The following is an 18,243-nucleotide window of genomic DNA, read 5'->3' as shown; positions in this document are numbered from 1 at the left end:
GGAAATCAGCCGAACCGGCCGGTGATGTAGTCCTGGGTGCGTTTGTCGTCGGGGTTGGTGAACATCTTGTCGGTGGCGCCTTCCTCGACCAGGTAGCCGAGATGGAACATCGCCGTGCGCTGCGACACGCGGGCCGCCTGCTGCATCGAGTGGGTGACGATGACGATCGTGTAGTTCTGGCGCAGTTCGTCGATCAGCTCCTCGACACGGGCGGTGGCGATCGGGTCGAGCGCCGAGCAGGGCTCGTCCATCAGGATCACTTCCGGCGACACGGCGATGGCGCGGGCGATGCACAGGCGTTGCTGCTGGCCTCCGGACAGGCCGGTGCCGGGCTCGTGCAGGCGGTCCTTCACCTCGTTCCAGATCGCCGCCTTCTTCAGGCTGGATTCGACGATCTGGTCCATGTCGGCCTTGCGCTTGGCCAGCCCATGGATGCGCGGGCCGTAGGCGACATTCTCGTAGATCGACTTCGGGAACGGGTTGGGCTTCTGGAACACCATGCCGACGCGAGCCCTAAGCTCCACGACGTCGATGTTCTTGTCGTAGATATCCTCCTCGTCCAGCGTGATCTTGCCCGTCACGCGCGCCGAGTCGATGGTGTCGTTCATGCGGTTGAGGCAGCGCAGGAAGGTCGACTTGCCGCAGCCCGAAGGTCCGATGAGCGCCGTCACCTGATTGAGGCGGACGTCGAGATTGACGTCGAACAGCGCCTGCTTTTCGCCGTAGAACACGCCGACCTTGTCGCCGCGCATCTTGATCACTTCGTTCGACTTGGCGTTCATCTTGTCGCCCACTGCGTTTTCAAGAGACTGTTCGGTCATGATGTTCATACCAGATGCCTTCTTTTACCAGCGCCGTTCGAACCGGCGCCTGAGCACGATCGCTGTGATGTTCATGGCCATGAGGAAGACGAGCAGGATGATGATGGCGCCCGACATACGCTCGACGAAGGCGCGTTCGGCCTCGTTGGCCCACATGTAGATCTGCACCGGCAGCGCGGTCGCCGGATCGAACGGAGTCTTCGGATAGTCGGCGACGAAGGCGACCATGCCGATCAGGAGCAGCGGCGCGGTTTCGCCGAGCGCGCGCGCCAGGCCGATGATGGTGCCGGTGAGGATGCCGGGGGCGGCAAGCGGCAGGATATGCTGGAACACCATCTGCATCTTGGAAGCGCCAAGCCCGAGCGCCGCCGAGCGGATCGACGGCGGCACGGCGGCAAGCGCCGCGCGGGTGGCGATGATGATCGTCGGCAGTGTCATCAGCGTCAGCACCAGGCCGCCGACGAAGGCGGCCGAGCGCGGCATGCCGAGGAAATTGATGAACACCGCGAGGCCGAGCAGGCCAAAGACGATCGACGGCACCGCCGCCAGATTGTTGATGTTGACTTCGATCAGGTCGGTGAAGCGGTTCTTCTTGGCAAACTCCTCCAGATAGATGGAGGCGGCGACGCCGATCGGCAGCGCCAGAAGCAGCACGATCACCATCATGTAGAAGGAGCCGATGATGGCAACGCCCATGCCCGATGTCTCCGGACGGCTCGAGGCGCCATAGCTGAACAGGCCCTTGTTGAAATGCTCGGCCATGGTGCCGTCGGCCTTGAGCTGGTTCATCCAGGCGACCTGCTGGTCCGAGACCTTGCGGCGCGCTTCCTCGACATTGAGATCGATCTGCCCCTTGAAGGCGGAATCGAGGTTTGCGGCGACGAGGATGTCGACATTGCGCGTCGTGCCGATGACCGACGGATCGGCAACGACGATGTCGCGCAATTGGACGCGCGCGCCCTCCGACAGGAAGCCCTTCAGCTTCAATGCCATCGGTTTGTTGCTGGGGTCGATGCCAAGCTTGGCCATCAGCGCTCTGTCGGCAAGTTTGGGGTAGTTGGCCTTGATCAGCACCTCCGGGTCGGTGGCGCGTTTGTTGGAAGGATCGATGACCTTCTCGTCGAAATTGATCGGCAGCGATACCGTCGTCTGCCAGAAGGCGGTGTAGCCCTTCGAGACGATGGTGATCAGCATGATGGCGAGGAAGGCGAGGCCGACCGAGATCGCCAGCGCGCCGTAGATGCGGAACCGGCGCTCGGCGGCGTAGCGCGCCTTGAGGCCGATGTCGCGGCGCGCGGGGGCCGCGGTGCGGACCATCGTATCCAGCGGGATATCGGTCATTCGTACTGCTCCCGGTATTTGCGCACGATGTAGAGGGCCACGATGTTCATCACCAGCGTCAGCGCGAACAGCGTGATGCCGAGCGCGAAGGCGACCAGCGTCTGCGGCGAATTGAATTCGAGGTCGCCGGTCAGCTGGTTGACGATCTTGACGGTGATGGTCGTCATCGCCTCGAACGGATTGGCAGTGAGATTGGCGGCGACACCGGCCGCGAGCACCACGATCATCGTCTCGCCGATGGCGCGCGAGGCGGTGAGCAGGATGGCGCCGACGATGCCGGGCAATGCCGCCGGCAGGATCACCCGCTTGATCGTCTCGGAGCGTGTCGCGCCGAGGCCGAGCGAGCCGTCGCGCATGGCGCGCGGCACCGCGGTGATGATGTCGTCGGAAAGCGAGGAGACGACCGGGATCAGCATGACGCCCATGACCAGGCCGGCGGTGAAGATGCTCTGGCCCTGGATGAAGGGCGAGCCGCCGGTCAGCGCCGCGGAGAGATCGCGCAGGAACGGCCCCAGCGTGACGACGGCGAAGATGCCGTAGACGATGGTCGGGATGCCAGCCAGCAACTCGAGCGCCGGCTTGACCACCGACCGCACCTTGGGCGAGGCGTATTCGGCCATGTAGACAGCCGACATCAGGCCGACCGGCACCGCCACCAGCAGCGCGACGAAGGCGATGTAGAGCGTGCCGGCCAGAAGCGGGATCAGGCCGAACTGGCCCTGGCTGCCGCCCGAGCCGGCGGCGGCGAAGCGCGGATCCCAGACGGTGCCGAAGAAGAAGCTCGCCGGCGAGACGCTCTCAAAGAACTGGATGGTCTGGAACAGCATCGAAAGCACGATGCCGACGGTGGTCAGGATGGCGATGGTCGAGGCCGCCAGCAGCCCCCACAGCATCAGCCGCTCGACATTGTTCCTGGCGCGCGCCCGTGGCGCGACTTGTCTTAGCGCATAGAAGGCGCCGGCGATCGACAGGGCAAGGGTGACGACGGCTCCGATCATGCCGAGCCGGCCCTGCACCGCGTTCGCCTCGACGGCAATCGGGATCATGTAATCCTGGGTGTCCGTCGCCAGCGCCACGCCCTTGGCGGCGAGCAGCGGCTGCAATTCGGCGAAGCTGGCGGGAAGCTGGGTGTTGGCATCGAGCTGGCGCAGGCCCTTGGCGAGGCTCTTCACCAGGCTGACGTCGAGCGCCTCGCTGGCGACCGCGCTGTCGGCGGTGCGCTCGGGCAAAGCGGCATGGATGTGGCGGTCGAGGTAGATGGAGGAACCGATGTTCCACACGGCAAGCAGCAGGAGGGCCGGCAGGACAGCGAGCAGGAAGGCCCACCAGCCGTGATAGTGAGCGCGCGAATGCGGCTTCACCGATCCATTGTCCTGCGCGACGGCGCGTTGGCGACCGATGAAGAATGCGACCAGGCCGACGGCGACTACAATGGCAAGTACGAGCATGGACGACATGAACCCACCCCAGGGGAAATCCCTTGTTTGAGCATGATCTTATCCGAACCAGAGGTCAGCGAAGCAAAAACCGGTCCCCACTTTTCGCTGACGCGGTGCTTCGGTTCGGGATCATGCTCCGGTCGCTACCGCCGCTGCGGCAGGCGAAGAGATCGGGGCGCGGGCAAACCCGCGCCCCGGTCCGCAAGCTTGATTACATGGTCTTTCCGGCGGCGAACGCGTCGCGCTGCGCCTGACGCTCGGCATCGGGAGCCGAAACCAGGCCGTACTCGGCGAGCGGGCTTTCCGGGCCGATCATCTGGTCGTCGAGGAAGAACTCGACATATTCCTTCAGGCCCGGAACGACGCCGAGATGCGCCTTCTTGACGTAGAAGAACAGCGGGCGCGAAACCGGATACTTGCCGCTGGCGATGGTCTCGGTCGAAGGCGTGACGCCTTCCACGGTGGCGACCTTCAGCTTGTCGGCATTGTTTTCGTAGAAGGCGAGGCCGAACACGCCGACGCCGGTCTTGTTGGAGTCGATGCGGGCGAGCGTCTCGGTGTAGTCGCCGTCGATGTCGACAGCCTTGCCGTCCTTGCGGATGGCGATGCAGGTCTTGCCGACTTCCTTGTCGTCGCTGATGCCGGTGGCCTTGATGGCGGCCTTGTCGCAGCCGGCGTCGAGAAGCTTGGTCTCGAACACCTCGCGGGTGCCGTGCTTTTCACCCGGGATGTAGGCGGCGATGTCCCAGTCGGGGAGCTTCGGGTTGACCTGGTTCCACTTGGTGTTCGGATTGTCGACCAGCTTGCCGTCGACGACGAGCTTGGCGGCGAGCGCCTTGTAGATGTCGGCGGGAGCCAGCGCCCAGTCCGGGCCCTTGACGTCGGTGGCGAAGACGATGCCGTCATAGCCGATGCGGACTTCCTGGATGTCCTTCACGCCGGCGTCGGCGCAGGACTTGATCTCGTCCTTCTTGATCGGACGCGAGGAGTTGGCGATGTCGATGGTGTCTTCGCCGACGCCCTTGCAGAATTCCTTGATGCCGGCGCCGCTGCCGCCGGACTCGACCACCGGGGTCTTGAACTTGGTGAAGGTTTCGCCGAACTGCTCGGCGACGATCTTGGCATAGGGAAGGACGGTCGACGACCCGGCAACCTGGATCTGGTCGCGCGCGGCGGCGAAGCCGGACGACGCGGCGAGCGCAAGCGCAGCGGCCGACGCCGTGAGAAGGAATTTGTTCATGTGGCCTGCTCCTGTTCGGAAGATGGTCTCTCGGCACCGCTGTCCATTGGCGCCCGGTGAGGCCAATAGCTTCCGATTATTACAGTTGCATGACAGTTTCGTGTCAGCCCGGTAACGTCTCACTGGTCTGGCGGAAACGGCTGGCCGCCAGCCTCCGCGAGGCAAAGGCCGTTTGCCGGAGGGAATCAGGGACTTGCGCGAATTTCGATGACCGCCCCCGCCCTCGGCGGCGCGAGCCGCGGCCGCCGAGAAAAGAAAAGCCGGACGAGAGCGCGTTGCCCCTGGCCAGAGCGCATCATGGCCGAGCCATCGCCGAAAACAGGTCCGTTGGGGTAGATTCGACGCTGTTTCATGCCGGCGGTCGCTGCTCCCGCCCGTAACCGAAGGAGCGAATCCGATGCCGCCATTGTTCCGGCTCGACGCCCACAAGGGTATGGTGCGATCGCACCATACCCTTGCGACATCCCTTCGGTTCCCGGTGTGCTTTGCACAAATTGGACGCGACGGCGCCGGCCCGCAGGAGATAATCGGCCCTTCGCCTCGGCAGGCCTAGCCGGCGTTTCTCTGGACCTGGGCGCCCGTGCCGAGCCAGCGCTCGAGCTTCTCGAGCAGCGCCCTCGGGCTGATCGGCTTGGGCAGGTAGTCGTCCATGCCGGCCTCCAGGCAGCGCTCGCGGTCGCCCTTCAGCGCATGCGCGGTGACGCCGACGATCGGCACATGCATGCCGCTCTCCTCCTCGAGCCGGCGGATGACGGCCGTCGCCTCCAGCCCGTTCATCTCCGGCATCGACACGTCCATCAGGATCATGCGCGGATTGAGCCGGCCGTAGGCGTCGAGCGCCTTGCGGCCATTGCCGACGATCTCGAAGCCGTAGCCGGTCTCGCCGAGGATCTGCGTGAACACCATCTGGTTCACCTCATTGTCCTCGGCGACGAGGATGTCGAGCCCGCGTTCGGCGCTTGCCGGCCGGGCGCGCGCACGAACCGGCGGCGGCTGCAGCAGGGCCCGTTCCGACGCTGCCGTGGGCGCCTGCGCCGGCGCTGCGCGCGGCGGTCCGCTGCCGAGGGCGCCAGCTCCCGCTTGCGGCGGACGGCTGCCGACCGTGCTGTGGCGATGGCGCTGGATGGTGGCGACCAACGTCTCCAGCAGCACGGAGGAGCGGGCCGGCTTTATGAGCTGCGCGTCGATGCCTAGGTCGCGGTAACTGGTGTTGGCGAGCGACTGGTCGACGGACGTCAGCATGATGATCGGCGTGTGCGCGAGGCCGTCGGTATTGCGCACGATGCGCGCCATTTCGGCGCCGCTCATGCCCGGCATCTGGTAGTCGAGCACGACGCAGTCGACCGCCACGCCATAGGCGGCCGCCGCGATCAGTACCTTCAGCCCCTCGGCTCCGCTTTCAGCCGCGCAGGAATCGAACGTCCAGGACGCCATCTGCTCGCTGAGAATCGAGCGGTTGACGGCATTGTCGTCGACGATCAGCACCCGTGCCCCTGTCACGTCCACCGGCATGATCCGCTGCGCGCCCTCCTGGACGGCGCGCGGCAGCGTCACCGTGAACCAAAAGGTCGAGCCCTTGCCTTCGGCGCTCTCGACACCGATCTCGCCGGCCATCAGATCGACCAGCCGCGAGGTGATGGCCAGGCCGAGCCCGGTACCCTCGTGCCGCCTGGTCGAGGAGGTGTCGACCTGGCTGAACTTTTCGAACACAGCCCTCAGCTTGTCCTCGGGGATGCCGATGCCGGTATCGGTGACCGAGATGGTCAGCTTCGTTCCCATCGGCACGCGCTCGCCGGTGACGTCGACCAGCACATGGCCTTCGTCGGTGAATTTTACCGCATTGCCGAGGAGGTTGGTGACGATCTGCCTGATGCGCCCGACATCGCCGATGAAGTGGCTGTCGAGGCCCGGCTGGACGCGCACGATGAGCTCGAGATCCTTCTCCTTGGCGCGCGTCGAAACCAGCGTCGCCACATCCTCGATCGCCTCGGCCAGGTTGAAGGGAGCCGGATCGAGCACCATCTGGCCGGCGTCGATCTTGGAAAAGTCGAGGATGTCGTTGATGATGGTGAGCAGCGCGTTTCCCGACTTGACGATGATGTCGGTGAAGGTCTTCTGCTTGGGGTCGAGATCCGACTTGGCCAGCAGCTCGGCCATGCCGAGCACGCCGTTCATCGGCGTGCGGATCTCGTGGCTCATATTGGCCAGGAATTCCGACTTGGCGCGGTCGGCGAGCACGGCGCGCTGCCGCGCTTCGCTGAGCTCGGCCTCGCGCTGCTTGAGCTCGGTGATGTCGGTGGTGGAGCCGATGAGATAGAGCGAACCGTCGGAGGCGATCATCGCCCCCTTGCGCGCGAACTGGTGCCTGACGCTGCCATCGGCGAGCGTCACGCTCTCCTCGATCTCCTGCGTCTCGCCGGTGCGCAGCACGGCGAGATCGCCGGCGACGAAGGCCTCGCCGTCCGGCCCGAAGATCTCGACATCGGTCTTGCCGATCGCCTCATCCTTGGCGAAGCCGGTGAGATCGCACCAGCCCTTGTTGACGTAGAATTGCCTGAGGTCCGAACGCTTGGCGTAGATCGACACCGGCACATTGTCGATGAGGCTGCGGAACACCTCATTCTCGCGCATGCTCTCTTCCAGCGCCCGCTCGCGCGCCTTGACGTCGGTGATGTCGGTGCTGGAGCCGACCAGATGCACCGACCCGTCCGTCGCCACCAGGCGGCTCTTGCGCGTCATCAGCTGCCGCACGGTGCCGTCGCGATGGGTGACAGACTCCTCGACCTCGCGCCCGTTGCCGGTGGCGACGACCTCGATGTCGTCATGGCTGTAGTTTTCGGCATCATCGGCGCCGAACAGCTGGCGATCGGTGCGGCCGATGACATCTTCCTTGGCAATGCCGGTGAGCGCGCACCATGCCTTGTTGACGAATTCGATGCTGAGATCCTGGGCCTTGATGAAGGCAGCCACCGGCAGCTCGTCCATGACGTGCCGGAACAGGTCGATCTGCCGCATGGAGTCATGCAGCGCCTTCTCGCGACTCTTGATGTCGGAAATGTCGACGCGCACGCCGATGAAGGTGCCGTCCTCGGTCCGCATGTCGTAGACCTGGTACCAGCGGCCGTCCGGATTGCGCCGTTCATAGGATGAGTTCGGCAGCCGGTAGTGGGCGAGCATCGCGTCGAACCACCCGTCGCGATCGCGCTCATAGAGGCTGTCGATCTCAGGATCGCCGCTCTGGCGGAAATAGCCGACCGAATGGCCGAGAACCAGCGCCTCGCGGAAACTGCGGCCGGGCTGCCACACCGGCTTCAGCGCCGGAAGCGTCTCCTGCAGTTTGCGGTTGGCGAAGACGAACCTGTCGTCACGATCGTAGATGATGACGCCGGCCGGCAGCGATTCCAGCACGGTGGCGAGGTTCTTGCGCGCATCCTCGGCCTCCGCCTCGCGCTCCTTCATGTCGGTGACGTCGACGTAGGAGATCAGCCGCTTGCCGCCGGCGAGCGGCGCCAGCGAGGCAATCAGCGTGCGGCCGTCATTGAGTGGCAGCTGCCGCGATCCGGCAACGCCAGCCCTGATCTCGGCCTCGCGCTCGGCCATGAGGCGCTGCCATGCCTCGTCGTCGGCTCCGTAGGGGTCGATCCCGCGGCTCGCTTCCATCAGCTCGCGGAAGCCGCTGCCGATCCCGGCGCGGCTGGGCTCGATTTTCCAGAACTCGTGGAAGGCGCGGTTGATCACCTGCGCGCGCATGTCCGCGTCGAGGACCAAGACGCCGATCGGCATCTGGTCGACCATGGCGCGAAGATTGGCGAAGGTCTCCGCGGTCCTGGCGTTGGCGCTCTCGATCTCGGCATCGCGGCGCTTGACGTCGGTGATCTCGTAGTAGGTCAACAGCCGCTTGCCCCCGGACAGCGCGGTGACAGAAAACATCATCGTCCTGCCGTCGGCGTGGACAAACTCGCGCGGCGACACGGAGCCGTCGCGAATCTCCGCGACGCGGCCGGCGAGGTAGCGCTGCCATTCCTCTTCGTCGATATCGCCATAGATGCCGTTGCGGCGGTTGAGTTCCATCAGGCGGCTGAACGGAGCGCCGACGGCCACGGCTCCGTCGGGAATCCTGGAGAGGTCGCGGTAGGCCTTGTTGATGATCAGTGTATCGAGCTTGGCATCCAGGAGCACGACGCCCATGTGCATGGCGTCCATCGTGCGCTCGAGATCGGCAAGATGCTGTACGCTGTCTTCGCCGGCGAGCGCATCGTCGCCACGCGCAACCGCTGCTTCGAGGGGGTCGCGTTTGCCGCCGTTCCCGCCCGTCCCGTCCACGTCCGCCATGCTGATGCCACCCCCAGCCGAACCCCCGTCGCGGTTCGTCGGCGGACTGTGCCTCAGAAGCATTAACGATCCGCTAACCTTAACAAAACATCAGCGGAGATCGGGGTCGGTCGCGGCCTAGCCGTGTCGCGCCGGTTGTCGGCCGTCGCGCGGCCGCGTTATAAGGCATATGAGGGTTTTGCTAATGTTCGGACGAATCGTGCTGCTTTTCCTTTGCCTGGCGCTGCTTGCGGCGGGGGGCTGCGCGCGTAGCGACGACGGCACGGTGATGATCCCGAAGCCCCTCGATGTCCGACGCATCTGGGACAGGCCGCCGCCGCCGCAAGCCGGTCCGCCGCAGTTGCAGCCAGGTGCCTTTCCGGCGCCGCCGCAGGCACCCAGACGCCTCGCGGGCCGCAGGCTCCCCCCGCCGCCGGCGCCACCAGGACAGACGGCAAGTCCCCCTCGCTGTCGTCCGAGCCGGAACAGCCCCTGGCCTGCAGGAATGTCAGCGCACCCGGCAAGCGCTTCCGCGTGGTCTGCGAATAGCAGGGCGATAGACTCAGTTTGCTGGGAAGAAGGCCGAGGCCGACCACTCTCCCCGTGCGCGGGTCGGCCGGTTTGTCGACCGCGCCTTTGCTTTCGCTGGCGCCGGCCCCCTGTGGGACGGCCCCCGGGCGGCGCCCTCAGCCGCCAGACGGTATAGCTCAAAGTGTCGAATGGTCCCGGTGAAACCTTTGCCCCACACTTCGCGTTGTAGCGGCAAAGGGAGACCGAGGATGTCCATTCACTTCACCGTCTCCGGCCTGACCAGAAACCTCATCCACTCACTCGGACTGGACCACGAGCGGGCACCGAGGCCTCTGACACCGGAGCAGAACCTTTTGCTGGAATGCTATCTGGCCGGGCAAATTCCGGAATCGGCGTGGAGCGACTACGTCTACGAGACGCCGGATCTGCAGCGCCATGTAAACGCGAGGCGCGCGCGGCACTGACCCCGAGGCTGCCGATCGCCTTCTAGCCGCCGCCAGCCACGATGCCGGCGCGCAATACTTCCCGCCAGCCTGCAGGCAAAGCCAGAAGACCTACGAAAAGCCGCCGCTCGAGAAGCGAGAGAGGCTGTCGGACGTGACAGCCGTCAACGGGTCGTCCGCCCCGGTTTCCTGAACCCGCTTCGGCGCCGTCGGCACTGAGATGACCGGCTGAACTTGGGGATCCAGCGCTATCTCTTGGGCGAGTTGAACTGCAGCACGTAGACTTTGCCGGCAATCCCCTGCGCCAGCGCCGGCGAGAAGCTCAGCGGCAGGCAGTGCTGCAGTGCCGAGGTTGCGGCCTCGACATAGGCTTGCCTGGCCTTGGCGTCGCCGCTCACCTTGATCGCCGTCGGCCTGGGGGGACCGATCAGCGTGCCGTCCCGCCTGAGGCTGAAGCTCAAGGTGACCGACGAGTTTTCGGAATTCGCCGGCGGGACCCAGCACGCCTGCAGCGCCGCGCCGACATCGTTCATGGTGTTGAGCTCGGCCGCATTCGATCGACAGGACATGGCCGCCAGGAGCGCCGCGGCGATTGTCGGCAATGCAACGTTTTTCATTGCCAGGATCCTCGTCTCTCCCGCTCCGCCGCCGATCTCATGCTACGGTCAAAGCCGCAGGTGACAACAGGTTTCTCGGCAATCGCCGGGCGCAGCCACGAGGCTGAGAGTGCTTCCGGACCGGCGGCGGTTGAAAAGCAAAAGGCCGGCGCATGGCCGACCTTTGCTTTCGCCTCGGCATCGCGCCAGTACATCCGTGGTCGCGCGCCTGAGCTGAACCAGTGACCATTAGACAGGGTCCTTGGTTAACGAATCCTTAGCCTCGAAGCGCCCGGCAAATCCGGAACGCCACCACAGTGGTCCTTACGCCTTCGCCTGCGACTTCACGTAGGCGATGTAGCCGCGCACATCACCGGCCGGTTCAGCATAGGCCTTGCCGAGCTTCTTCTCCATCGCCGCCATATAGTCCTTCGCCCATTTGGGCAGCGTGTAGTCGATGACCGCTAGGAACTCGAGCGTCGCCGCCAGCCGAATGTCGGCAATCGACGGATTGCTGCCGCCGATGAACGGCTTGCCGTTGCGGAAGAAGCTGTGGAAGACGTCGAGCGGCTCGGCGATTGCTGCCGCTGCCGCCTTCTGGGCCTCTGATTTCCTGTCAGGATGGGCGTCGCTGTGGCCGACCTCGCCGGCATATTGCGGGAAACCGAGCGCCGGATAAGTGGCACGCGCCACGTAGGGGTAAAGCGTGCCGACCAGATAGAACATGGCGCTGTCGATCATCGCCCGCTTGGCCGGCGCCTTGGGGTAGAATTTCTCCAGCCCGTGCTTGTTGGCGAGATACTGCATGATGGCGCAGCTTTCCCACAACACGCCTCTCGGCAGCCCCTTGTCCTCGATCATCGGCGTCAGATGGGCCGGGTTGCGCGCCATGAACTCCGGCGAGCGCGTAAGCCCCCAAGCGTCGGTCTCGGCATGGTCGAAGCCGGCGGCGCGCGCGAACACCCGAACGGTCATGTTGTTGACGCTCGGCTTCAGCATGCTGAGCTTCAGCCCAGGCTTCTTCGCGGCCTTTGCCGTCACCTTGGGTGCGGCCTTTGCCGTCACCTTCGCGGCTGGCTTGGCCGCTGCTTTTGCCTTTGCTTTCGGCGCTGGCTTGGCGGCCTTCACCGCAGCCTTGGCCGCCGGTTTCCTTGCACTCTTCGTTGCTGCCTTTGCCATCTGTTCCTCCCTCAGGCCTTTTCATATGGATTTTTCGGTGCCCTTTCGTCCGACAAGGTCGCGCGCGACCATTCGACCAGCGTCTGGATCGCGTCGGCCAGATGCACTTCCGCGATGTTGTAGTCGCCGCGCGCGACGCGGATCTTGTGCGCCTGCATCAGCACATCGGCATGGGTGAAGCCCGCCGGTGGTTCGAAGCGGTACGAGGCGAGCTCGATCAAGAGGCCAAGCGGGTCCTCGAAATAGATCGAATCCATGAAGCCGCGATCCTTGACGCCGCTATGCTTGATGCCGCGCTCGTCGAGCCGGGCGACCGCCTGCAGGAAGGTGACGCGCGACACCGCAAACGCGATGTGGTGGACGCAGCCCGTATCGGTGGGCGTACGCCTGGGCACCGCCGTGCGGCTCTCATCGGTGAAGACGGTAATCAGCCTTCCGTCGCCCGGATCGAAATAGAGATGGCTCTCGCTCGCCTTGTCGAGATTGGGCTGTTCGAAGACGAAGGGCATGCCGAGCACGCCTTCCCAGAAATCGATCGACGTCTGGCGCCCGGCGCCGACCAGCGTGATGTGATGGACGCCCTGCGATTGCAGTTTCTGCATCGGTCTCCCTCCCTGCGATCCTCGCCTCTGTCGGGCCAGTTCGGATCGGCATTTACCGCCGGCGCTCCCCAAGGCGCCGCCCTGCGCCTTTGGCGCAAGGTAATGACAGGATGCTAATTCAATCGGCGGCGTTGCGCCAGAAGCGCCGAAGCGCTGCTAACGTCGCGCGGAATCCGGGGGCGTATCCTGGAATGGAAAAATGTGCTGGAGAGACTTGGTACGCCCAAGGGGAATCGAACCCCTGTTCCCGCCGTGAGAGGGCGGTGTCCTGACCGCTAGACGATGGGCGCGCTCAAGAACCGGCGATATAGGCTGGCGGCCAGGAAAAAGCAACTGGGCTTCGGAGAGTTCGCCGATATTCCAAAACTGCTGGGCTCAGCCCCGTCGTTTCGGCTCGATCAGGTCCCAGAGATTGCCGTAGAGATCGGCAAAAACCGCCACCGTGCCGTAGGCCTCGAAGCGCGGCGCCTCGCGGAACTCGACGCCGCCGGCCAGCATCGCCACATGGTCGCGGGCGAAGTCGTCGGTTTCGAGGAAGAGAAAGACCCGGCCACCGGTCTGGTTGCCGATGCGGCTCGCCTGCGTCTCGTCCGCTGCTTCGGCAAGCAGCAGCCGCGCGCCGTTTGCGTTCGCCGGCGTTACGATCACCCAGCGCTTACCGCCGCCGAGATCGACGTCCTCGGCAAGCGCGAAGCCCAGCCGCTCGACATACCAGTCAATCGCCTCGTCATAGTTCCCGACGACGAGCGCCACGGTAGCGATGCAGCGCTTGTCGGCGAAGCCGCTCATTTGTTGCGGATCGCAAACTGGCCTATCACGCGACGCTCGGCGATGTCGTAGACGAAGATGGCGCGGCTGCCGTCGGCAAGCTCGGCATCGATCGCGATGCGGTTGCCGGACAGCGACTGGCTGATCACCTTGGCGCCGACCGGCAGCACGATGTCGGCGCTAAGCGGTTCGCCGGCCGGCACCTGGATATCGCTGGCAACCGGGGCGCTGGCAGGCGGCGCGTTGCGCGCTTTGTAGACAAGCGCCGCGATCACCACCATAAGGGCAAGGAACAGCAGCCCGAGATTGACGGCCATGAAGCGGATGAGTTTGCCGCGCACCTTCTCGACTTCGGCGTCGAGCGGCTTTTCTTCGTCTTCCTCGGCAATTGGCCTGGCCATGGAATTGGGTTCCAGAACGGTTTTCGATGAGCGCTCATAGCGAAGAGGCCTCCAGATTAATAGAGGATCGTTTGACAGGCAGTGATTTGACAGCCGGCGGATCGGTCATGCTGGAGGCCGGCCCGGATGCCGCCGGCCAGCGCCTCGACCAATGGCTGGCCGGCCGGCTCGGCCGGGACATCTCGCGCAGCCGGGTGCAGATGCTGATCAGGCAGGGCGCGGTCAGGATCGGCGGCAAGGTCGCCGAGGAGGCCAAGCGCAGGATGGCCGCCGGCGAGCGCGTCTCGGTGGAGATGCCGGAGCCTGAACCGGCGGAGCCGCGGGGCGAGGCGATCGCCCTCGACATCCTCTATGAGGACGATGAGCTTATCGTCATCAACAAGCCGGCGGGACTGGTCGTCCATCCCGGCGCCGGCAACTGGACCGGCACGCTGGTCAATGCGCTCATCCACCATTGCGGCGACAGCCTGTCCGGCATTGGCGGCGTCAAGCGGCCGGGCATCGTTCATCGTCTTGACAAGGAGACCAGTGGCGTCATGGTCGTCGCCAAGACCGACCGTGCCCACAAGGCGCTGTCGGAGGCGTTTGCCGATCATGGTCGCACCGGCGACCTCGAACGCGCCTATCTCGCGCTCGTATGGGGCATTCCGTCGAGGCCGACCGGAACGGTCGACGCGCCGCTCGGCCGCGCCGCCGACCGCGTGCGCCGCGCCGTGGTGCCGGAAGGCCGCGACGACGCTCGCCACGCCGTCACGCATTTTGCCGTGATCGAGCGCTTCGGCGAGCGGCAGAAGGAATTCGCAACGGCAAGTCTGGTCGAATGCCGGCTGGAGACCGGCCGCACCCACCAGATCCGCGTCCACATGGCCCATATCGGCCATCCCGTGGTCGGCGATCCCGATTACGGCCAGGCCTTCCGCACCAAGGCCAACCGGCTGCCCGAACCGCTGAAAGGCGAAGTCAACGCATTTGCCAGGCAAGCCTTGCACGCCTGGCTCCTTGAATTCCAGCACCCGGCTACCCATCTAGCGATGAGGTTCGAAGCGCCGATACCGAGGGACATGGAGGCACTCGTCGGCGGCTTTCGCAAGCTCTGAGCCCGCCATCGATCCGCTTCAAACCGACCATCGACCCGCTTCAAAGCAACCATCAAAAAAACCTGACTGGCGTTGTTCACTTTAGCGTGACACACTGTTTCGTGTTGAACAAATGCCTGTCCTTTCTGGTTTTGTTCCTATATACAGCAGTTGCCGCGGATGAGCCGTTTGGCATTCGCGTCACATGCCCGCCGCGTTTCGGGGGCATCACTCCAAGAGAGAGGGGGCGCTATCATGGCCCAGTCACTACCCAGTATCGTCTCCGGCGAAGGCGGCCTCAGCCGCTACCTGGAAGAAATCCGCCGCTTTCCGATGCTTCAGCCGCAGGAAGAGTACATGCTCGCCAAGCGTTACGCCGAGCATGAGGACACTTCGGCCGCGCACAAGCTCGTCACCAGCCATTTGCGGCTCGTCGCCAAGATCGCCATGGGCTATCGCGGCTACGGTCTGCCGATCGGCGAGGTGATCTCGGAAGGCAATGTCGGCCTGATGCAGGCCGTCAAGAAATTCGAACCGGAGCGCGGCTTCCGGCTCGCCACCTATGCCATGTGGTGGATCAAGGCCTCGATCCAGGAGTACATCCTGCGCTCGTGGAGCCTGGTCAAGATGGGCACCACCGCCAACCAGAAGCGGCTGTTCTTCAACCTACGCAAGGTGAAGGGCAAGATCCAGGCGCTTGACGATGGCGACCTGAAGCCCGACCAGATCGCCGAGATCGCCACCCGTCTCAACGTCTCCGAGGCGGAAGTAGTGTCGATGAACCGTCGCCTGTCGGGCGACGCTTCGCTCAATGCTCCGATCCGGGCAAGCGAGGGCGAGTCCGGCGAGTGGCAGGACTGGCTGGTCGACGACCACGAAAGCCAGGAAGAGATGCTGATCGAGCAGGACGAGCTGGAAAACCGGCGCGCCATGCTGTCGGGCGCCCTCTCCGTGCTCAACGAGCGCGAACGGCGCATCTTCGAGGCGCGCCGCCTCGCCGATGAGCCGCTGACGCTGGAAGAACTGTCGGCCGAGTTCGACATCAGCCGCGAGCGCGTGCGCCAGATCGAGGTGCGCGCCTTCGAGAAGGTGCAGGATGCGGTCAAGGCCGCAGCCAAGCGCCAGACGCAGGCGCTGCGCACCATCGAGGCGCAGCCGGCGGCGTAAGGCTCAAGGCATGAATGAAAAAAGGCGGCGCTGCGGTGCCGCCTTTTTTGTTTGGCGAAAGCGGCGGTCCAGCCCTTTCTCCCCGTCACTATACGGGGAGAAATGTCCGGCAGGACAATGAGGGGCAGCGCCGACGCTGCGAGGGTATCGTTTCGGGGCAAGGAAACAATCGCATCCCAGAATGGGTAGCGGGTTAGTTTGAAATCTGCCTCATCGGCTTTGCTATGCAGTAGAAACAAAAGCCGGCGAGCAGAGCAGCGAGCGCCCCTAGCGTAGCGAGTGATCTGAAATGCCCGTCATACGGAAGGGTCAAAAAAGAGAAGCTTACTGCGATAAGAACCGCCACGGAAGTCCACAGTCCTGGTCTCCCGGCAACAGTGCGTGGGAAAGCGATGGCTGCAACAACTGCTGCCAGGTAAAGCGGCCACGACACTAGGATGCCGGCCACAAAATAAGCGGCGAAAAGCAAAAGTGTCTCAGACCATGGATTCTCCGGCGAAGGATTCGACACGGCTAACAAACTTCCAATCACGCCAAACACATAGGACAGCGTGATTTTTGAGGCGAGCGAGATCCTTTGCGTCATGCTACTGCCCGCTTCTTGTAAGGGCCGCGCACGACCGGCTTTTCAGCTTCCTTCGCCTCGATCAGTGCCACGATATCCGCAATCTCCCAAAGCTTGTCCGTGACACCAGCGGCCATCGCGGAACGCCGCGCTGCCCCTCATCCGCCCTCGGGCACCTTCTCCCCGTGAAACGGGGAGAAGGAAGGCTCAGGCCTCAGGCCGTCGGCTGCTTGGTCTTCCTGAGATAAGGCAGCACCGTCTCATACGCCCCGAAGCGCTTGATCGCGTCCTCGTTGGAAACCGCGGCGGTGATGATGACGTCCTCGCCCTGCTTCCAGTTCGCCGGCGTCGCCACTTGATGCTTGGCCGTCAGCTGGATGGAATCGATGACGCGCAGGATCTCGTCGAAGTTGCGGCCGGTGGTCATCGGATAGGTCAGCACCAACTTTATCTTCTTGTCCGGCCCGATGACATAGACCGAACGCACCGTGGCGTTGTCGGCCGGCGTGCGGCCTTCCGAGCTCTCGCCGGCGCCTGCCGGCAGCATCTCGTAGAGCTTGGCGACCGCGAGGTCCTTGTCGCCGATCAGCGGATATTTCACCTCCTGGCCGGTCGCCGTCTTGATGTCAGCCTGCCATTTGTCGTGGCTGGCGACCGGGTCGACGGAAATGCCGATGATCTTGACGTTGCGCTTTTTGAATTCGCCTTCCAGCCCGGCCATCGTGCCGAGCTCGGTCGTGCAGACCGGCGTGAAATTCTTCGGGTGGCTGAACAGCACCGCCCAGCCGTCGCCGATCCATTGATGGAAGCTGATCGTCCCTTGCGTGGTTTCGGCCGTGAAGTCCGGCGCGATATCGTTGATACGAAGACTCATGACGTGTCCCTACCCTTTGACTGTCGCCGGCATGCCGCGCCGGCACCGCTCGCAATCTCTACCACTCTGACCGCATGCTTCATACGGCAACCGCCGCCGAGAATGGCACCGGCGACGAAATATTTTCACCTTTTCCGGGCAAATGCGGCAGGAATTTCTGCCGCGTCGAGGCTCAGGCCTTCTTGATCGCCAGCGTCGTCGCGAGGTCTTCCATGCGCTGGGCCAGCGCGCCCAGCGCATCGGTCAGCACGCTGTCGTTCTTGCCGGCCTTGGCCAGCGCCTCGTCGCGCGTCTTGCGCAGCGTCACCACTTCGCTTTCCATGCCCTTGACGCGTTTCTGCAGCTCGGAAAGCTCGTCCATGACCATGATGCCGGCCATCACCGTCAGCCGCTGGTCGCCGATCTCGCCGAACGAGTCCTTGAGATGCGCGACATAGCGGTCGAAACGCTCGGCCAGGTCGATCAGATGCTCTTCCTGGCCCTCGTCGCAGGCCATGCGATACTGCTTGCCGTCGATGGAAACCGTGACCTGTGCCATTGGCCTACCTGTCCAACACCGCGCGGATGGTTTCCATGGCGGTCACCAGCCGGCGCGAGACTTCCTTGTTGGCGTCTTCCAGCCGTTCGGCTCGCGCTTCGGAATTGTCGAGCTCCTGCGCCAGCCTGGAGCGATCGGCGTTCATGCGCTGCACCTCCGCCTCGGCCTCCGAATAGTCGCGCTCGTGCTCGAGCTTGGCCGCGACGGCGTTTTCCAGGCCTTCGATGGCTTTGCCCAGCCTGGCGATGACTTCCTTGAGCGTCGTTTCCCCGGTCATGGCTCGTCCTGCACCCTGCCCATCACCGAATCGTTCGCGTTCAGAACGCGTTATCCAGGAAACATTAGGCGCCG

At 64.3% G+C, this 18,243-nt stretch carries 17 protein-coding genes, 1 tRNA gene and 1 pseudogene; 3 read left to right on the top strand and 16 right to left on the bottom strand.

Translation table 11 applies throughout. The annotated features are described in order from the left end of the window. Positions 1-5: 5 nt before the first annotated feature. From pstB to EJ073_RS25280, 5 genes are all read right to left on the bottom strand, one after another. Positions 6-830 carry a phosphate ABC transporter ATP-binding protein PstB gene (gene pstB / locus EJ073_RS25300; protein ID WP_126057988.1) on the bottom strand — a complete coding sequence of 275 codons (825 nt, stop codon included), beginning with the start codon at positions 828-830 and terminating at the stop codon, positions 6-8. A gap of 15 nt (positions 831-845) precedes the next feature. Then, positions 846-2,162, bottom strand: a complete 1,317-nt coding sequence (gene pstA / locus EJ073_RS25295; protein ID WP_126057987.1) for a phosphate ABC transporter permease PstA — start codon at positions 2,160-2,162, stop codon at positions 846-848. Next, complete coding sequence (pstC, locus tag EJ073_RS25290; protein WP_126057986.1) at positions 2,159-3,619, bottom strand: phosphate ABC transporter permease subunit PstC; 1,461 nt, start codon at positions 3,617-3,619, stop codon at positions 2,159-2,161. Before pstC ends, pstA begins: the two co-directional genes overlap by 4 nt. A gap of 193 nt (positions 3,620-3,812) precedes the next feature. Then, a complete protein-coding gene (locus EJ073_RS25285; RefSeq protein ID WP_126057985.1) occupies positions 3,813-4,841 on the bottom strand; it encodes a substrate-binding domain-containing protein in 1,029 nt (342 codons plus the stop codon). A 549-nt stretch (positions 4,842-5,390) separates the two neighbouring features. Then, the gene (locus EJ073_RS25280) at positions 5,391-9,173 is read right to left on the bottom strand and encodes a response regulator (RefSeq protein ID WP_126057984.1); all 3,783 of its coding nucleotides are present in this window, start codon (positions 9,171-9,173) and stop codon (positions 5,391-5,393) included. Between the two features lie 758 nt (positions 9,174-9,931). Here EJ073_RS25280 and EJ073_RS25270 point away from each other — a divergent pair. Beyond that, positions 9,932-10,147 (top strand): hypothetical protein, encoded by a 216-nt coding sequence (locus EJ073_RS25270; RefSeq protein WP_126057983.1) that lies wholly within the window; start codon positions 9,932-9,934, stop codon positions 10,145-10,147. Positions 10,148-10,374: 227 nt separating this feature from the next. Here EJ073_RS25270 and EJ073_RS25260 read toward each other — a convergent pair whose 3' ends face one another. From EJ073_RS25260 to EJ073_RS32585, 6 genes are all read right to left on the bottom strand, one after another. Then, on the bottom strand, positions 10,375-10,743 hold the full coding sequence (locus EJ073_RS25260) for a hypothetical protein (protein WP_126057982.1): 369 nt from the start codon (positions 10,741-10,743) through the stop codon (positions 10,375-10,377). 303 nt (positions 10,744-11,046) lie between these two features. Next, a complete protein-coding gene (locus EJ073_RS25255; protein ID WP_126057981.1) occupies positions 11,047-11,901 on the bottom strand; it encodes a glutathione S-transferase family protein in 855 nt (284 codons plus the stop codon). An 11-nt stretch (positions 11,902-11,912) separates the two neighbouring features. Beyond that, positions 11,913-12,503 carry a VOC family protein gene (locus EJ073_RS25250; RefSeq protein WP_126057980.1) on the bottom strand — a complete coding sequence of 197 codons (591 nt, stop codon included), beginning with the start codon at positions 12,501-12,503 and terminating at the stop codon, positions 11,913-11,915. Between the two features lie 215 nt (positions 12,504-12,718). Beyond that, positions 12,719-12,793: transfer RNA gene (locus EJ073_RS25245), tRNA-Glu, on the bottom strand. Positions 12,794-12,878: 85 nt separating this feature from the next. Continuing rightward, positions 12,879-13,292: a VOC family protein gene (locus EJ073_RS25240; RefSeq protein ID WP_126057979.1), complete on the bottom strand. Its 414-nt coding sequence runs from the start codon at positions 13,290-13,292 to the stop codon at positions 12,879-12,881. Beyond that, entirely contained in the window at positions 13,289-13,672 is a 384-nt protein-coding gene (locus tag EJ073_RS32585) for a fimbrial protein (RefSeq protein ID WP_245455354.1), read from the bottom strand. Before EJ073_RS32585 ends, EJ073_RS25240 begins: the two co-directional genes overlap by 4 nt. A gap of 26 nt (positions 13,673-13,698) precedes the next feature. Between EJ073_RS32585 and EJ073_RS25230 the strand changes: the two genes are divergently transcribed. Next, positions 13,699-14,769, top strand: coding sequence for an RluA family pseudouridine synthase (locus EJ073_RS25230; protein WP_126057978.1), 1,071 nt, complete (start codon positions 13,699-13,701; stop codon positions 14,767-14,769). 234 nt (positions 14,770-15,003) lie between these two features. After that, positions 15,004-15,915, top strand: a complete 912-nt coding sequence (rpoH, locus tag EJ073_RS25225) for an RNA polymerase sigma factor RpoH (protein WP_126057977.1) — start codon at positions 15,004-15,006, stop codon at positions 15,913-15,915. 193 nt (positions 15,916-16,108) lie between these two features. Here rpoH and EJ073_RS25220 read toward each other — a convergent pair whose 3' ends face one another. The 5 genes and pseudogenes from EJ073_RS25220 to EJ073_RS25200 all read right to left on the bottom strand — a co-directional run bounded on the left by EJ073_RS25220 (position 16,109) and on the right by EJ073_RS25200 (position 18,169). After that, positions 16,109-16,501: a hypothetical protein gene (locus EJ073_RS25220; protein ID WP_126057976.1), complete on the bottom strand. Its 393-nt coding sequence runs from the start codon at positions 16,499-16,501 to the stop codon at positions 16,109-16,111. After that, a pseudogene (locus tag EJ073_RS25215) lies at positions 16,498-16,620 on the bottom strand (IS1 family transposase); the annotation flags it as partial. The pseudogene EJ073_RS25215 and the gene EJ073_RS25220, both read right to left, overlap by 4 nt. 74 nt (positions 16,621-16,694) lie before the next feature. Continuing rightward, complete coding sequence (locus tag EJ073_RS25210; RefSeq protein ID WP_126057975.1) at positions 16,695-17,354, bottom strand: peroxiredoxin; 660 nt, start codon at positions 17,352-17,354, stop codon at positions 16,695-16,697. A 172-nt stretch (positions 17,355-17,526) separates the two neighbouring features. Beyond that, a complete protein-coding gene (locus EJ073_RS25205) occupies positions 17,527-17,892 on the bottom strand; it encodes a cell division protein ZapA (RefSeq protein WP_126057974.1) in 366 nt (121 codons plus the stop codon). Between the two features lie 4 nt (positions 17,893-17,896). Then, complete coding sequence (locus EJ073_RS25200) at positions 17,897-18,169, bottom strand: DUF4164 domain-containing protein (RefSeq protein WP_006200774.1); 273 nt, start codon at positions 18,167-18,169, stop codon at positions 17,897-17,899. Positions 18,170-18,243 lie beyond the last annotated feature (74 nt).

The organism is Mesorhizobium sp. M4B.F.Ca.ET.058.02.1.1, from assembly GCF_003952505.1.
Classification (GTDB): Bacteria; Pseudomonadota; Alphaproteobacteria; order Rhizobiales; family Rhizobiaceae; genus Mesorhizobium.
The sequence above is the reverse complement of the archived record's forward strand: the minus strand, read 5'-3'. Positions and strand labels throughout refer to the sequence as shown.

Coding starts and splice junctions, on each gene's coding strand:
- EJ073_RS25285 (WP_126057985.1), bottom strand. CDS start 4,841: ATGAACAAATTCCTTCTCACGGCGTCGGCCGCTGCGCTTGCGCTCGCC.
- EJ073_RS25270 (WP_126057983.1), top strand. CDS start 9,932: ATGTCCATTCACTTCACCGTCTCCGGCCTGACCAGAAACCTCATCCAC.
- rpoH (WP_126057977.1), top strand. CDS start 15,004: ATGGCCCAGTCACTACCCAGTATCGTCTCCGGCGAAGGCGGCCTCAGC.
- EJ073_RS32585 (WP_245455354.1), bottom strand. CDS start 13,672: ATGGCCAGGCCAATTGCCGAGGAAGACGAAGAAAAGCCGCTCGACGCC.
- EJ073_RS25205 (WP_126057974.1), bottom strand. CDS start 17,892: ATGGCACAGGTCACGGTTTCCATCGACGGCAAGCAGTATCGCATGGCC.
- EJ073_RS25280 (WP_126057984.1), bottom strand. CDS start 9,173: ATGGCGGACGTGGACGGGACGGGCGGGAACGGCGGCAAACGCGACCCC.
- EJ073_RS25260 (WP_126057982.1), bottom strand. CDS start 10,743: ATGAAAAACGTTGCATTGCCGACAATCGCCGCGGCGCTCCTGGCGGCC.
- pstA (WP_126057987.1), bottom strand. CDS start 2,162: ATGACCGATATCCCGCTGGATACGATGGTCCGCACCGCGGCCCCCGCG.
- EJ073_RS25250 (WP_126057980.1), bottom strand. CDS start 12,503: ATGCAGAAACTGCAATCGCAGGGCGTCCATCACATCACGCTGGTCGGC.
- EJ073_RS25255 (WP_126057981.1), bottom strand. CDS start 11,901: ATGGCAAAGGCAGCAACGAAGAGTGCAAGGAAACCGGCGGCCAAGGCT.
- EJ073_RS25220 (WP_126057976.1), bottom strand. CDS start 16,501: ATGACGCAAAGGATCTCGCTCGCCTCAAAAATCACGCTGTCCTATGTG.
- pstC (WP_126057986.1), bottom strand. CDS start 3,619: ATGTCGTCCATGCTCGTACTTGCCATTGTAGTCGCCGTCGGCCTGGTC.
- EJ073_RS25230 (WP_126057978.1), top strand. CDS start 13,699: ATGAGCGCTCATAGCGAAGAGGCCTCCAGATTAATAGAGGATCGTTTG.
- EJ073_RS25240 (WP_126057979.1), bottom strand. CDS start 13,292: ATGAGCGGCTTCGCCGACAAGCGCTGCATCGCTACCGTGGCGCTCGTC.
- pstB (WP_126057988.1), bottom strand. CDS start 830: ATGAACATCATGACCGAACAGTCTCTTGAAAACGCAGTGGGCGACAAG.
- EJ073_RS25200 (WP_006200774.1), bottom strand. CDS start 18,169: ATGACCGGGGAAACGACGCTCAAGGAAGTCATCGCCAGGCTGGGCAAA.
- EJ073_RS25210 (WP_126057975.1), bottom strand. CDS start 17,354: ATGAGTCTTCGTATCAACGATATCGCGCCGGACTTCACGGCCGAAACC.